Below are 13,637 nucleotides of genomic sequence, written 5' to 3'. Positions count from 1 at the left end.
AAATCATTTTTTGTACCTTTCGTGTTGTTCGTGGTTTAATAATCTTGTCACAGATTTTATTTGGGCTCGTACGCCTCGCACCGAAACTCCTCTTCCCCCTGTTGGTCAGCCCGGTTGAGCAGACAGAGAATCTCCTCATCTGGATCGTCATCCTTGCTGCATAACACGCAAAGGCTCGGTTTGGAGATTAACTCAGGATTGATTTTGTTTCCATCGTCATCATAAAGACCAAACGGTTCTTCCATTTCCATTATTTTTTATCCTATTGATTCTCTGGTATGGACAATTCCGAGCAATCCATCTATTGCAATATCTTCATCGATCAGCGGCCAATGGATACCGTACCCGGAAGGCTGAATTTTATAAAATAAAACAAAAAAGTTTGGTTTGAGTTTAAATATTTGTATATTTATTGTCAATACAATCGCATTACAAAGGAGTCATTTATGGCAAAAACGACGGTTATCCAGGCAAGGATCGATCCGGCAATCAAGGAAAAAGCCCAAAAAGTGCTCGAAACGCTCCATATATCTATGTCTGAGGCGATCTCGCTTTATCTGACCCAAGTCGCACTGCATCGCGGGATTCCCTTTGAGATTCGTATCCCCAATAGGATTACTCTCGAATCACTCCGGGATGCTGAAGAGAGAAAGAACCTCCGGACTGTTGATTCTATCGATGAACTATTCGGGGAAATAGAAAAGTGAAAATTGTTTATACCCGCCAGTTTAAAAAGGATTTCAAAAAAGCTGTAAAGCAGAAAATTTTTAATTTTTTAAAACTCTTTTATTAGCGTTCCGTGATCGGTCACTTCGACAAGCTCAGTGACCGATTTCGGCTCAGTGACCGGCACAGTCCCTCCGACTGAAGAGAGCCCGGTGGCTGAGCTTGTCGAAGCCACCCCCTCTCTCGGATACTGTGTATAATTTTTCGATAATTCGATTAATTTATCTTTATTTGCTTCAATAAGCGCTTTTTTCTTAGCATGGCTCCACCCTTGCACCTGTTTTTCCCGATAAAAAGCTTCATCAATCCGCGAATATTCCTCGACATAAACAAGTCTGACCGGATGCTTTTTCCGCGTATAATTTGCACCTTTGAAATTTTCATGTTCCCAAAGACGTTTTTCAAGATTCTTTGTGCTGCAGGTATAATACGAGCCATCGGCACATTCGAGAATGTACATGTAACCCTTCATATAAATCTCCGGGATTTCTCGGCGCAACAATTCATAAGGAGAACAACCCTTGACTACCTCCACTATCCAAGTAAATTACATGTTAGTACAAATTTGTCAAGTTATTTTATACATTCACATCTCTATCTTTCCCCCACCCGCTCCAAAACCACCCTCCGTTCCTGCTTGCCTTTTTCTCTCCGGCGCTTCATATTGAAGGTGCAGGATTCACTTCTCCTTCCCATCGCATTTTCAAAGAGAGTATGATGGCCTCCGATTCCCTTTACGAATACTCCGGCTCCATACACGTACACTCAAGTTACTCGGACGGGCTCCGTTCCATTCCGGAGATTGCCGAAATCGCCGCCCAGGTCGGGATAGACTTTCTCCTCTTCGCCGACCACATGACTCTGGAGCCTCTGCGCGCGGGGATGGAGCGATGGTTTGGGACGGTGCTTTCCATTATCGGCTATGAAATCAACGACCCGAACAATAAGAATCATTACCTGGTGTACGGCCTGAAAGAGGTTCTACCTCCGGGCCTTGCCGCAAAGGAATATGTTTCTGCCGCGCGCGATGCCGGGGCGATAGGATTCATCGCCCACCCCGATGAGAAACGGACGGCGATTCCGGAAATCCCCCCTTATCCCTGGACCGCCTGGGATGTGGAGGGATATGACGGCATCGAGATATGGAATCACTCCTCGGAATGGCTGGAGAAGATCACTCATTCAAACAAATACCTCCGTATCATGCACCCGCTCAAGTACCTGGAAGGGCCGGAGCCGGAAACGCTCGAACGCTGGGACCGTCTTAATCTGAATCGCGCCATGCCGGGCATCGGAGGCACCGACGCCCATGCCTATCCTTACCGGATCGGGCCGATAACCATCTACATCTTTCGCTACAAGGTGCTTTTCCGGGGGATACGGACCCATGTGCTCCTCGAAGAGCCGCTCCCGGAAGACTCCTCCCACGCCAGGGACATGATCATGCATGCGCTCAGGTCCGCAAAGTGTTATATTACCAACCACCGCTGGGGAGATTCCCGGGGGTTCCGTTTCAGCGCGGAATCCGGGGGCGCACATTATCACATGGGCGATACAGTACAGGCGGAGAGCGCGGAGTTCCGGGTGAGTCTTCCCCTGCCGGGCAGGATTTCCCTCCTTAAGAACGGTGCGGTTGTCGCCGCTGAGGATGGCCATGAACTCTCCTTTTCCACAGGAGCCCCGGGCGCTTACCGGGTGGAAGTAAAGAGAAAAAAAAGGCCGTGGATTTATTCGAATCATATACGGTTGGGAGGTTGAAATTTGTCCATTACCCTCGCCGAAATCCGCGCCCGCAAGGAACTCCGCAGGAAAGAGCTTTCCCTCGCGCTGGAAAAAATCAGGGAACAATTGGCCGTTCTGGGCGCTCTGAGAGTGATGGTATTCGGCTCCTTTGCCAGCGGGGAGGTAATAAGCACGAGCGACCTGGATGTTCTGGCTGTGATGCCGCCCACAAAAACAGGGAAAGAGTGGCCCCGGAAAATATCTGAAACGATTGACCGCGAGGTGAGCCTTGACATCCTGGCTTTTACCGAGGATGAGTTGGAGAAGGCTATTCCGGTAAGCAGTTTCCTGCGCCGGGTGCTCGAAACGGGGAAAGTGATCTATGAGAAGAAATCCGAAGGATGAAGCCCTGCGCTGGCTTGCACAGGCGGAAGATGAATACTCTGATGCGGTACATTTGATGGACGGCAAACGGTTTTATCTTTCCTTGTTCCTTGCCCAGCAAAGTGCGGAAAAAGCACTTAAGGCCTTCATGTATGGGAAAGAGCAAGAGCATGTATTTACTCATTCCGTTGGTGACTAAAACTTGCCCTCTCCCTGGATGGAGACTTTCAATCTGTACAGGATGCCAGGAGACTCGATGATTACTACATTCCAACCCGCTATCCCAACGGTTTGCCCGGAGATATACCTTCCCGCTACTTCGATGATCCGATAGAAGTCAAACGGGCCCTGGAATGGAGTGAAAAGGTAATCAGCATGGTTAGAGAAAAATTATAAAATTCCGGGCAATAAAAATGAAAAACAAAATCATATATTCCCTTAATGTTGAAGATATTCAACACGTTGTAAATGAGGAATTGGATAGAGACCTTACAGATAAAGAAATTGCATTGGTAGAAAACAAAATCGGCGATTACATTGATTGGTATGAAGCAATAAATTCATCCATTCATGAATCAGTTGGCAAAAAATGATCATACTTTAGTACTTTTACTTTATGGGGGAAGCCATATCATGACACATGAGGAGGAATACGTTTCAGGCGGCGACGATCGGCAGGACATTCCGGATGACGAGCCCCATGAGGAATGCGGGATATTCGCCATCTACGGTCATCCGAACGCCGCCGAAATGACATACCTGGGTCTCTACGCCCTCCAGCACCGGGGACAGGAGTCATCAGGAATTGTAACATCCGACCAGCGCGATGTTTACTACCACCGCGGCATGGGGCTGGTGAGCGAGGTGTTCGGCGATCAGGCGATTTTCCGCCACCTGAAAGGGAAAAACGCCATCGGCCATAACCGCTATTCCACTACCGGCTCGAACCGTCCGATGAACGCCCAGCCCATCATCGCCGCCGACCGTGACGGCGCCATTGCCATCGGCCATAACGGCAACCTGACCAATACCCGTGAGCTGTATGACCGTCTCGTTAAAAACGGCGCCATCTTCCAGACCACCCTCGACTCTGAGTTGATCATCCATCTCACCGCCATGTCCAAAAAGACAACCTTCGAGGAACGGCTGACCGATGCGCTCAAGCAGGTGGAGGGTTCATACTGCCTGGTCATTCTGACCAGGGACAGCATCATTGCGGCAAGAGACCCCAGGGGGTTCCGCCCGCTTACTCTGGGCAAGGTCGGCTCAGCCTGGGCAGTAGCCTCCGAGACCTGCGCCCTCGATATTATCGACGCCGAATTTGTCCGAGAGGTGGAACCGGGCGAAATCATCATCATTAACAAGAACGGTCTCAAATCGGTCAAACCGTTTCCTCCCCAGGACAAGAACTTCTGCATTTTCGAATTCATCTACTTTTCCAGGCCGGACAGCTTCATCTTCGGGGCATGGGTGGACAACGTCCGCCGCAACATCGGGAAAACGCTGGCCGAGGAACATCCCGCCGAGGCCGATATCGTCATCTCCGTCCCGGACTCCTCGAATACTGCGGCGCTCGGGTACTCGAAGACTTCGGGGATACCGTTCGAGATCGGGCTTATCCGCAACCACTACATCGGCCGTACCTTCATCCATCCCAGCCAGGTCACCCGTGACGCCCGGACGCGGATCAAATTCAACCCGGTGCGGGGTGTGCTGGAGGGGAAACGAGTGGTCGTAGTCGAGGATTCTATCGTGCGCGGCACGACATTCAAGAAGATCACCCGGCTCCTCCGCAATGCCGGGGTCAAGGAGATACATCTCCGGGTAAGCTCGCCGCCAATCATTTCGCCCTGCTTCTACGGCATGGATTTTCCCACCCGCGAGGAGCTCATGGCCTCGAGCAGAAGCGTTGAGGAAATCCGCCGGTTCATCGATGTGGACAGCCTGGGCTACCTGTCGCTCCACGGGCTTCTGAAAAGCGTGCCCAACGGCTCAGTTAGCTATTGTCATTCCTGTTTTTCCGGCGCTTATCCTACTGAAATTCCCCCGGACCTCAAAAAAAGCTGTCTGGAGAGTGCCACTCCCAACTCCCATATCATCAATGCCCTGTCGCTGAGGTATGAGAAATGATCGTCATCGAGCGGAAACGCTGCGAAGTCTGCGGAACGTGCGTGGGGGTATGCCCCGCCGATGCCATCATCATCGAAGGCCCGGACATCTGCATCGATATGGAGAGGTGTATTTCATGCCAGGCTTGCGTACAGGTTTGCCCGGTGGGAGCGGTAATCCCCTCTGGCTTTGCCATCTCCCCTTATTAAGGAGAGAATACGCCACTATCGCTGGTTGCTTTTAAAAGTGCTCTTTAGTTACCCCCTTAAAAAGGGGGTCGCCGCTCGTTGCGGCGGGGGGATCTATCCCATATCAAGTGACAAGTATCAATAATCAAGTGTTCAAGAAGTTTTCAGAGGCGGCTAACGGCGCACCACACGGAAACCCATGCAGTTGTCATCGACCGACGGTTCGATTTGGCCACGGAACGCCGACCGGCAGTCCTTGGCTTGGCGGCCCCAACCACCGCCTCGATGAACCCGGTAGAAACCGAGTGAGGGCCCCTGAGGATTACTAACGTTCTCGGCAGAATAAATCGCAGACCAGTCATTGCAAAATTCAAACACGTTCCCGCTCATATCATAGAGCCCAAAGGGATTCTTTGGATAACTCCCCACGTCCTTGGGACAGAAAGGCCCGTCTGGATAATAATTAGCCTTCATAATGTTGATAGTGCCATCATCCGTTCCATATAAATATTGCTTTCCTCCACGACATGCATACTCCCATTCTGCTTCCCTAGGTAAATCCAGCCCGTAATAGAGCGCGAACGACTTCGCGCCGTACCAGGTTACATACACTACCGGCCACTTTTCCTTGCCGGACGCTGCGGAGAAAGTAGTATTATCGTATGTTATCCAGCACTTGTTGTTTGCATCGCGACTCCCCGCGAGATTGATGTATCCACAACCGCTGTACGCTCCCTTCGCACCAGTTACATATGTACCCGAAGGTGTAATATCCCCCGTCGCTTTAGCCTCATTCAGGAATTTTGCATATTGCGCGTTCGTGATCTCATACACACTCATCTCAAAACCGGAAACTGTCACAATATGCATCGGATGGGTGATTCCAGATAAATCATTCACCTCATCCCCCATCTGAAATGTCCCACCCGGAATAGAAACAAAATTGATATCCTGATACTTATTTATCCGTATTACGGTAAAATCATATGTCTTGGTATCGCTTATAACCAAACCATTCTCTTTGTACTGAACAATATCGTTGCCGGTAATGGTAACCCGATACGTTGTCGCGACGATTTTTCCGGATTTTTCGGGCTTGCTTATCGAAGATGCACTCCGGTAATTATCCGAAACTCCCCCATCGAGCAGGAGCATCTTTTTCGTATCCGATTTGCCGCCGACCCTCAACTGATAGAGGTATATACCAGCGCTTGAAGCTCTGTTCCCGTCGTCGAGACCGTTCCATCTCACCGAATGCTCGCCCGTAGAGAAATATCCATCTATGAGGGTACGCACTTTTTGCCCTTGAATATTGTATACCGCGAGTATACAGTAACCCGGTTTAGAAAGGGTAAACGGGATGATGGTTGTCGGATTGAAAGGGTTCGGGTAATTCTGTCTGAGAAGAAATGATTGAGGCAAATGTGAGGTGTCATTCTCCTGAACCGAAGTAGTAATAGCGATCTGGTATTTTCCGTTTGCATCGGTTGTGGCGGACCAGAATCGTGATAAATCTGCTTCAGACGTGAAAACGACAGAAGCTCCGGAAACAGGGTTCTTGAACGCGTCGGTTACTGTGCCCTGGATGGTAAGGGAGGAAGCCGTGGTACAAAAGAGGGAAGCAATCGTGAAAACTACAGCAGAGAACTTGACCAATCGTTTCATGGCGCAAATTCCTCATTGTAATAAATTAATTTATACGCTTATCGAGTTAACTCCGCATAGGTAATAGTGGAGGTATTCAGACAAGCAGTTAAGAGTCTGTCAGTAATCAGTAATTCATTGAATCGCCGGTTAAAGCGATAACAAAATTCATTCAGGTAACTTTGAAGATGTTTGTGGCTTACACCATGATAGGTACCCCGGATAAAGCTTTTGGCATTTCCGATAAGGATATGTACCCACGGGAGTTTATCCATAGCCTCATGTGGTTTTACAGTTTCTCCAAGATGATGAAAAACCGCATTCAGAACATTGTAGGATGGAAAATCATCAGTATGTATCGTTTGGTCTTCTTCAATAGCTCTCAATGCAAAATCCTTGAGGTGATTCGAGTGCATACTTTCGATAACCTCCATCGTGGCATATCCCGGTGCTGTTCCACGATTCTCAACGGCAACGATAACCTTCGATTTGTTAGCTGCTCCACGGCCTCGTTTTCCCGGAGCGGAACCGCCGAAATACGAATCGTCCATCTCTATGAAATTACACAATTTATAAAGCGAATCCCGTTTACCCATGGCTTTTCGTATCTTGTGAATCATCAGCCAGGCAGTTGTGTAATGTACGCCGATCAATTTTTCAAGCCTTTTGGCAGAACATCCCCGCTTATCGGTACCAACCAGAAAGATTGCCCAAAACCATTTTTTCAAAGGTACATGAGTTCGATGAAATATCGTGTTGACTGTAACCGTTGTCTGGTGCCGACAGTTTTTGCATTGAAAAAGCTTACGCTTTTCAATAAAATAAGCTTCATTATGGCCGCACTTAGGACAGGAATATCCATCCGGCCATCGGATCTTTTTCAAATACTGAAAACAATCATCTTCGATCTGAAACCGTTCTTGAAACTCGAAAAAACTGATTTCATTATACTTACTCATGCTTACCTCCAGTTCAAAGATTCATCTGTTGTACTGGTGTAAACATATATATTTTTGCATCAAATGTCAAGAGTGCTGTTTCAAATCGATAAGCGAATAATTATATTACTTTTATGAATACACCCTATACCCTGGCCTATAGTTATATTCGTCTTGATAAATATCTCCCCAATTGTCTCAATACGGACCTCGATATTATTAACCTTAAAACTGACCTGAATAATGGATTTACCCAAGTACGTAATAAGGGTCTCAAAATTATTATTAGATTTGCATATAACGAGTCAAGTGCAGGTAATGATGCATCAGAGACTTGGATATGCAATCATCTAGATCAAATCAAAAAATCCAACGTTCTTGAAGAGAACAAAGATGTAATAGCAGTTGTGCAGGCGGGTTTTATTGGTGCGTGGGGTGAGTGGCATAGTTCGAAAAGTAATAACAATGATATCCCACCCAAAGCCGTGCGGGAATCCGTTCTTAATAAACTTTTAGAAGTCGTTCCGTCTTCAAGAATGGTACAGGTCCGGAGACCATGGTTTAAAACTGACTTTACAGGAATTACAACGCCTATTGATGTAAATGGGGTTTATAATATTTCAAATAATGCGGCGAGGATTGGACATCATAATGATTGTTTTTTATCGACTAAAACCGATAAAGATACTTATCAGGACGTCCTGCCCGGCCAGCTTGTAGCTCAAAAGAAATTTCTGTCTGATGATGGTCGTTTTGTTGTGGTGGGAGGTGAAACTTGTTGTGGATATACCATAGCGGAGTGTGAAGATTGCTGCGATATTGACAATACGGATTCGAGATACAAGTGTACAGTAGCTTTTAAAGAAATGTCAGATTTACACTTTAGTTTTCTTAATGTGGATTGGCATCCAGATGTTATCAGTCTTTGGAATAAAACACCAACAAATAATGGTTCAACTTGTTTTAAAGATATTTCAAAATATCTTGGGTATAGAATTTCTCTGGATAATGTTGGTTATAATACTGAGGTGAAACCAGGGGGCCTCATGCAGCTTAAAGTTGAATTAACAAATTTAGGTTTCGCTTCGATGTATAACGAAAGGCATGTTTGGTTTGTATTAGATGGACCCTGCTTTAAGAAGACAATATTGAGTTGGGATCCACGTAAATGGGAACCATCTTCTATTAAGGGGAAAATAACACTTTGTACAACAATTAGGATTCCATACATCAATATGCCAGATGGAGATTATAAAATATATTTATGGCTTCCCGATCCTGAACCTAATTTAACCCCAAAGAAAGAATATTCAGTTCGGTTTGCCAATTTATACTTAGGGAATGATATATGGGATAAACAAAAAGGATGGAATGTTCTACCAGGTAAGGTTACAATAGCAAAAACTGCAAAATATAAGGGTTCTAATAAAGTAGATACAAAAGCAACTGATCTTGTTGAAATTATAAATCCTTGAGTCTGTAGAAATGGGTAAAAAAGGTGAGTATCACTTGCTACACATGATGATTTTTTATCAATTTTTTACGGAATACTATTTATCCCTCTATTTATCTCTCATCGAATGAAAGAATCCCTGTCTTTTATTAGATGCTTGAAATAGTGCTTTTTAGACAAAATTTCTGTTGACAACCCCCTTTTTCATACTATCGTTTCCGCGAGGTTCACCTTTCATCAGATACATAAACCATTTTAAATTTTACATTCTTCAATAACTCCAAGGACTACAAGCTGTTCCCGCCATTTCTTCCGTCTCATCAAACTAATGAAAAGCCAACCAACATCCAAAGTACATCCCATCAATCCTTCCATCCAGACCATCCGCGGTTCAGACAATCTATTGGCTTTTACATCTTGAACCGTTCCCCTAAATAGATTTTTCGCGCTTCCGGATCGTTTGCCAGAAATTCGGAAGATCCCGTGGTGAGGATGGTGCCTTCCGCGATAATATAAGCCCGGTCGGTGATTTCCAGAGTTTCCCGGACATTATGATCGGTGATAAGGATGCCAAGTCCTTTCTTCCTGAGACCGGCCACGATGTTCTGAATGTCCTCGACCGCGATGGGATCGATCCCGGCGAAGGGTTCATCGAGAAGGATGAATTTTGGCTGGGTTACCAGGGCGCGGGCTATCTCTACTCTCCTCCGCTCCCCTCCTGACAGTGTGTATGCTTCGCTTTTACGGATGTGGGCGACTCCAAGCTCTTCGAGAAGCTGGTTGAGCCGCTCTTTCCGCTCACGGCGGTTATACTTCATGGTCTGGAGGATGGCCATGATGTTCTCTTCAACGGTCATCTTACGGAAAATGGAGGGTTCCTGGGGAAGGTAATTGATCCCCAGCCGGGCGCGTTTGTACATGGGCAGACCGGTGATATTCCGGCTGTCGATGTAAACACTTCCCTTGTTGGGTTTGAGTATGCCGACAACCATGCGGAATATGGTTGTTTTCCCGGCGCCGTTCGGTCCGAGCAGCCCAACGATCTCACCCTGGCTGATAACGATCGATACTCCGTTGACCACAGTGCGCTTCTTGAACCGTTTTACCAGACCTTCGGTTCGTAAAACGGATTGAGCGCTCTGAATGCCTTCAAGGTTATCCCCGCTGCCGCCGGTATTGACTGTATCCGTCACTTTGCCCTCTTTTTTTGTTTCTGTTTATTTTCAGTTTTCACCGTATCTTTGGGCGCGGGAGAAAACCTGTAGTATTTCCCAACTGCATCACCGCCGCCGATCCCGGTAATACGCATGGTGGAGATTCTGCCCTCGGTGAAAAAGAACCGTATGGTATCGCCGCGGGCGATGTTGACAAGCATGTCCTTATTTTTTTTTGTGGCGCCCTGCACGTAATAACTGTCGGCGTTCCCCTCGGCAGTAATCCCGGAAATACGCTCACCTTCCATTCCCAGCCGCAGTTTCCTGCTTTCCAGAACACTCCGATAGGTGAGCGCGCCGGAAGTCGAATCCACAGCCACTGTGGTCGTTACCGCCGAACCGATCACGAGCGCGGAGGAAATCGCTCGATTTTTCAGGTAAATATAGATGGAATCGCCGGTAACCACATTGGTTATCCTTATGGGCGTTTTATCCTCTTCGCTGGTCCCGTGCATGATATGCTGAATACTTGGTTTTCCGAGCAGGGTTATTTTCTCGGCCGGATCCTCATATATTCCTTTTTCAGCGGAGGCGGTCATGCTGTCTTTTTTCACCGTTACATTGTTCCAAAGCAGGGCTGACCGCTTCTCTTTCAAAGCTTCCAGCGTATCGGATGCGGTAATAGTGATGATGCTTCCCTTTTCGTCCTCACGGACGAGGGAAGGCATCCCAATGACCAGCCCGTTCCGGGTAGAGTCATTGTAGACCATTTTCATTCCGGTAATCGAGGAGCGCAGAGAATCATCCTTGACTGTCACCCCTCCGGATCCGATGAGAAGCCTGTCGTTTTTCCGGTACCAGATCTCATGCGCCCAGAGCGTCCGGTCCTTCTCCGCGGCTTTTACATTCCCGATGGCGAAAGCCTCGCGGCGCTGATTGTAATAGAGTATGGTGTCGGCGCTCAGTGTTCTGATCGAATCTTTCAGGCTCGTATGACCGTAAAGGCGGGTTTCTCCGAGACTGCTATTGTACATTGCCTCGTCGGCTCTCAGCTCGGTGTCGGCGCTCCATGCCCGCACATGCCCTCTATACCGCTTGATCACTGTGGAGTCGCTGAGAGTGGTCTCGCCCTGGTCCGCTTCGAAATAAATTTCCGCATTCTTCTCACGCTGATTTCCGCCGCCTCCCTGGCCCATAACAGATACTGCACACAGGGTGACCGAAAAGAAAATTAATAGTTTCAATGATAGCCGCATATTTTTTTATTTTCCGGTTCATTCGGTATTTTTTAAAATATTGCGCCGTGATTTGCACATTTAGATCCTGAAACGAGTTCAGGATGACACGTGCACTTCGACAAGCTCAGTGCTCGGACAGTGGACTCTGAGCCTGTCGAAGAGTCCGCTGCATCTGAACTCGTTTCAGCATCTATACACAATCAAGAACCTTATCTAATGGCATACCCGGACTTTATTTTTCCCCGGGGTACCGTATTTCCTGACCTTGTACAAATCCCGATACTTTCTTCATCGTATAACTCTTCAGGTCATCCGGAGCCTCAAAACCGACGCCGCGCTCCTCCGCGTTGTTTACTGAAAGCACCACCGTGCTGTCCGCAAATATTCTGCGGGATGAAGCAATCCAGCGTAAATAAGGCGTCTCCATTCTGGCGTTCTTCTCTTTCCAGGTAATCACCACATCGCCTTCAGCCCGAAGGCTGTCTATCGCTTCGGTCTTCCCATAGACGATTCCCTTCCGGGCTGTGAGCACCGAATATTGATTGCCCTGTTTATTAAAAAAATCAATAACAACATTACCCGCAGCCTCGGAAATGGATGTGACGGAATAGACTTTTACACTGTCTGCAGAGATTATGGCGTCGGTCAAACCATTATCAATCACCACGAACCGTGCGTGAACGAAAAGCTGATCCGGACCTCCGGAAACCGTAGTGGCGGATATCTGGATAGAGGTTTTTTTGGCGCATCCCGGTGAGATTATCAGAGTCAACGTAATGACAATAGAGGCTTTTGCAAAAGTCAAGATTGTTCGATGCAGCCCTCGGCAAAAGGTGTTCGCATGGGGGGAATAGAATTTCAGCGGCACGGTTCACTTTACCTGTCTGTCATTCGGTGGAAGTGTTTTCCATCTCCGGTGGAACCACACCCACTGTTCCGGGTGCTCGCGGATAAAATTCTCGATAGCCCTGGAGCATCGGGCGGTCAATTCGGCCACATCTCTTTCCCGATCCCCTGTCCCGGTGATGCTGATGGGTTCGCCGATACATGCATGGTGACGGTCATCCTGGTCGCGATAGGTGAAAATCGGCACTACCGGCGCCCCGTAACGGAGCGAAAGGTACGCCGGCCCGGTAGCCGTCCAGGCGGGTTTTCCGAAAAAATCTACAAAGGTTCCTTTCACCCTTGTATCCTGATCGATGAGTACTCCTATTCCGTATCCATCTCTCAGCGCGCGGATTATCTCACGGGTGTTCTCGCCTCGGGAAATCACCCGCATGCCCGCCTGTTCCCGCATACTCAGGAGGACTTTTTCCAGCCTTTCATCATAAAACCTCCGGGCGATAACCGCCAGAGGGATGCCTTCCGCCACGAGATAACTCCCCAGAAGCTCCCAGCATCCTGTATGAGAGGTGAGGAAAATCGCACCGCCTTTTTTCAATATTACAGGCAAAGTCTCCAGGTTATGCGGAATCGAAACCGCACGTATCTCTTCCCGAGTCATCACCTTGAGCCTGGCAGAATCCACAAAATTCATCGCCATACAACGGAAAGTACTGTGGGCCAGATCAACAGTATCCCTCCCATTTCTGGGAGTCCCGAATGCCAGGGCAAGTTGATCCAGAACCAGGTTGTATTCTTTACGGGCGAGATAGGGCGCTATCATCCCCAGAAATGCGCCTATCCGGAGAGCCGTCTTCCTGGGGAAGAAACAAAAAAAACCGATTATTCCGCGAAGAAAAACATAGGCGACGTCTTTTTTCAATTGCTTCAGAATTCCGGCACGGCTCATTCAACTTCCTTTACACGCTATAGTTTCTGAAAATATACTTTAATTGAAATAAAAAAGGCTGAACATTTTCATGCCCAGCCGGAAATAGTTTTGCCTTTTTTTTTCATAGTATCTCGAAAAACACATCTATCCCGGATTATTCATAAAGTTACATAAGTATTTTATCAACTTATTTATAAATAAATACTTATACCTACTTTGAGAAGGCAGCCCCCTAAATCCCCCAGAGGGGGACTTAACATGGTAAATATAATAACACGTAAGTGCAACATACTCAGTAAAATATCTG

16 protein-coding genes and 1 pseudogene are annotated in these 13,637 nt (G+C 47.5%); 8 read left to right on the top strand and 9 right to left on the bottom strand.

The annotated features are described in order from the left end of the window. Window positions 1–56 precede the first annotated feature (56 nt). Together Q8O92_05030 and Q8O92_05025 are read right to left on the bottom strand one after the other, a co-directional pair. Window positions 57–251: a hypothetical protein gene (locus Q8O92_05030; GenBank protein ID MDP2982676.1), complete on the bottom strand. Its 195-nt coding sequence runs from the start codon at window positions 249–251 to the stop codon at window positions 57–59. A gap of 6 nt (window positions 252–257) precedes the next feature. Continuing rightward, window positions 258–419, bottom strand: coding sequence for a DUF2442 domain-containing protein (locus Q8O92_05025; GenBank protein MDP2982675.1), 162 nt, complete (start codon window positions 417–419; stop codon window positions 258–260). 27 nt (window positions 420–446) lie between these two features. On the opposite strand from Q8O92_05025, the gene Q8O92_05020 reads away from it, so the two are divergent. Further along, on the top strand, window positions 447–707 hold the full coding sequence (locus Q8O92_05020) for a type II toxin-antitoxin system RelB/DinJ family antitoxin (protein MDP2982674.1): 261 nt from the start codon (window positions 447–449) through the stop codon (window positions 705–707). 221 nt (window positions 708–928) lie between these two features. Here Q8O92_05020 and Q8O92_05015 read toward each other — a convergent pair. Further along, window positions 929–1,198 (bottom strand): annotated as a pseudogene (locus Q8O92_05015) (GIY-YIG nuclease family protein). 242 nt (window positions 1,199–1,440) lie between these two features. Here Q8O92_05015 and Q8O92_05010 point away from each other — a divergent pair. The 6 genes from Q8O92_05010 (at window position 1,441) to Q8O92_04985 (ending at window position 5,150) form a co-directional block, all read left to right on the top strand. Continuing rightward, the gene (locus Q8O92_05010; protein ID MDP2982673.1) at window positions 1,441–2,484 is read left to right on the top strand and encodes a histidinol-phosphatase; all 1,044 of its coding nucleotides are present in this window, start codon (window positions 1,441–1,443) and stop codon (window positions 2,482–2,484) included. A 3-nt stretch (window positions 2,485–2,487) separates the two neighbouring features. Next, a complete protein-coding gene (locus Q8O92_05005; protein ID MDP2982672.1) occupies window positions 2,488–2,853 on the top strand; it encodes a nucleotidyltransferase domain-containing protein in 366 nt (121 codons plus the stop codon). Next, window positions 2,831–3,031 carry a HEPN domain-containing protein gene (locus Q8O92_05000; protein MDP2982671.1) on the top strand — a complete coding sequence of 67 codons (201 nt, stop codon included), beginning with the start codon at window positions 2,831–2,833 and terminating at the stop codon, window positions 3,029–3,031. Before Q8O92_05005 ends, Q8O92_05000 begins: the two co-directional genes overlap by 23 nt. Before the next feature lie 214 nt (window positions 3,032–3,245). Further along, window positions 3,246–3,425, top strand: a complete 180-nt coding sequence (locus Q8O92_04995; GenBank protein MDP2982670.1) for a hypothetical protein — start codon at window positions 3,246–3,248, stop codon at window positions 3,423–3,425. A gap of 40 nt (window positions 3,426–3,465) precedes the next feature. Continuing rightward, complete coding sequence (gene purF / locus Q8O92_04990) at window positions 3,466–4,962, top strand: amidophosphoribosyltransferase (GenBank protein ID MDP2982669.1); 1,497 nt, start codon at window positions 3,466–3,468, stop codon at window positions 4,960–4,962. Beyond that, a complete protein-coding gene (locus Q8O92_04985) occupies window positions 4,959–5,150 on the top strand; it encodes a 4Fe-4S binding protein (GenBank protein ID MDP2982668.1) in 192 nt (63 codons plus the stop codon). The genes purF and Q8O92_04985 overlap by 4 nt, the downstream gene beginning before the upstream one ends. A 153-nt stretch (window positions 5,151–5,303) precedes the next feature. Here Q8O92_04985 and Q8O92_04980 read toward each other — a convergent pair whose 3' ends face one another. Together Q8O92_04980 and Q8O92_04975 are read right to left on the bottom strand one after the other, a co-directional pair. Beyond that, window positions 5,304–6,794 carry an SUMF1/EgtB/PvdO family nonheme iron enzyme gene (locus Q8O92_04980; GenBank protein MDP2982667.1) on the bottom strand — a complete coding sequence of 497 codons (1,491 nt, stop codon included), beginning with the start codon at window positions 6,792–6,794 and terminating at the stop codon, window positions 5,304–5,306. 38 nt (window positions 6,795–6,832) lie between these two features. Beyond that, window positions 6,833–7,732, bottom strand: coding sequence for an IS1595 family transposase (locus tag Q8O92_04975; protein MDP2982666.1), 900 nt, complete (start codon window positions 7,730–7,732; stop codon window positions 6,833–6,835). Window positions 7,733–7,845: 113 nt separating this feature from the next. On the opposite strand from Q8O92_04975, the gene Q8O92_04970 reads away from it, so the two are divergent. Continuing rightward, window positions 7,846–9,186 carry a DUF4832 domain-containing protein gene (locus Q8O92_04970; GenBank protein MDP2982665.1) on the top strand — a complete coding sequence of 447 codons (1,341 nt, stop codon included), beginning with the start codon at window positions 7,846–7,848 and terminating at the stop codon, window positions 9,184–9,186. A 388-nt stretch (window positions 9,187–9,574) separates the two neighbouring features. On the opposite strand, the gene lptB is transcribed toward Q8O92_04970, so the two are convergent. The 4 genes from lptB to Q8O92_04950 form a co-directional block, all read right to left on the bottom strand. Further along, window positions 9,575–10,309 carry an LPS export ABC transporter ATP-binding protein gene (gene lptB, locus Q8O92_04965; GenBank protein MDP2982664.1) on the bottom strand — a complete coding sequence of 245 codons (735 nt, stop codon included), beginning with the start codon at window positions 10,307–10,309 and terminating at the stop codon, window positions 9,575–9,577. A gap of 44 nt (window positions 10,310–10,353) precedes the next feature. After that, window positions 10,354–11,562 carry an LptA/OstA family protein gene (locus Q8O92_04960; protein MDP2982663.1) on the bottom strand — a complete coding sequence of 403 codons (1,209 nt, stop codon included), beginning with the start codon at window positions 11,560–11,562 and terminating at the stop codon, window positions 10,354–10,356. Between the two features lie 226 nt (window positions 11,563–11,788). Continuing rightward, window positions 11,789–12,361, bottom strand: coding sequence for an LPS export ABC transporter periplasmic protein LptC (lptC, locus tag Q8O92_04955; GenBank protein MDP2982662.1), 573 nt, complete (start codon window positions 12,359–12,361; stop codon window positions 11,789–11,791). Between the two features lie 66 nt (window positions 12,362–12,427). Next, the gene (locus Q8O92_04950; GenBank protein ID MDP2982661.1) at window positions 12,428–13,348 is read right to left on the bottom strand and encodes a lysophospholipid acyltransferase family protein; all 921 of its coding nucleotides are present in this window, start codon (window positions 13,346–13,348) and stop codon (window positions 12,428–12,430) included. Window positions 13,349–13,637: the final 289 nt, after the last annotated feature.

Source organism: Candidatus Latescibacter sp. (assembly GCA_030692375.1).
Lineage (GTDB): Bacteria > Latescibacterota > Latescibacteria > Latescibacterales > Latescibacteraceae > JAUYCD01.
The sequence above is the reverse complement of the archived record's forward strand: the minus strand, read 5'-3'. Positions and strand labels throughout refer to the sequence as shown.

Excerpts from the sequence above, each read along its gene's own strand:
- Q8O92_05030 (MDP2982676.1), bottom strand. The coding sequence starts at position 251 with ATGGAAATGGAAGAACCGTTTGGTCTTTATGATGACGATGGAAACAAA.
- Q8O92_05020 (MDP2982674.1), top strand. The coding sequence starts at position 447 with ATGGCAAAAACGACGGTTATCCAGGCAAGGATCGATCCGGCAATCAAG.
- Q8O92_05010 (MDP2982673.1), top strand. The coding sequence starts at position 1,441 with ATGATGGCCTCCGATTCCCTTTACGAATACTCCGGCTCCATACACGTA.
- Q8O92_05000 (MDP2982671.1), top strand. The coding sequence starts at position 2,831 with ATGAGAAGAAATCCGAAGGATGAAGCCCTGCGCTGGCTTGCACAGGCG.
- Q8O92_04995 (MDP2982670.1), top strand. The coding sequence starts at position 3,246 with ATGAAAAACAAAATCATATATTCCCTTAATGTTGAAGATATTCAACAC.
- purF (MDP2982669.1), top strand. The coding sequence starts at position 3,466 with ATGACACATGAGGAGGAATACGTTTCAGGCGGCGACGATCGGCAGGAC.
- Q8O92_04985 (MDP2982668.1), top strand. The coding sequence starts at position 4,959 with ATGATCGTCATCGAGCGGAAACGCTGCGAAGTCTGCGGAACGTGCGTG.
- Q8O92_04980 (MDP2982667.1), bottom strand. The coding sequence starts at position 6,794 with ATGAAACGATTGGTCAAGTTCTCTGCTGTAGTTTTCACGATTGCTTCC.
- Q8O92_04975 (MDP2982666.1), bottom strand. The coding sequence starts at position 7,732 with ATGAGTAAGTATAATGAAATCAGTTTTTTCGAGTTTCAAGAACGGTTT.
- Q8O92_04970 (MDP2982665.1), top strand. The coding sequence starts at position 7,846 with ATGAATACACCCTATACCCTGGCCTATAGTTATATTCGTCTTGATAAA.
- Q8O92_04950 (MDP2982661.1), bottom strand. The coding sequence starts at position 13,348 with ATGAGCCGTGCCGGAATTCTGAAGCAATTGAAAAAAGACGTCGCCTAT.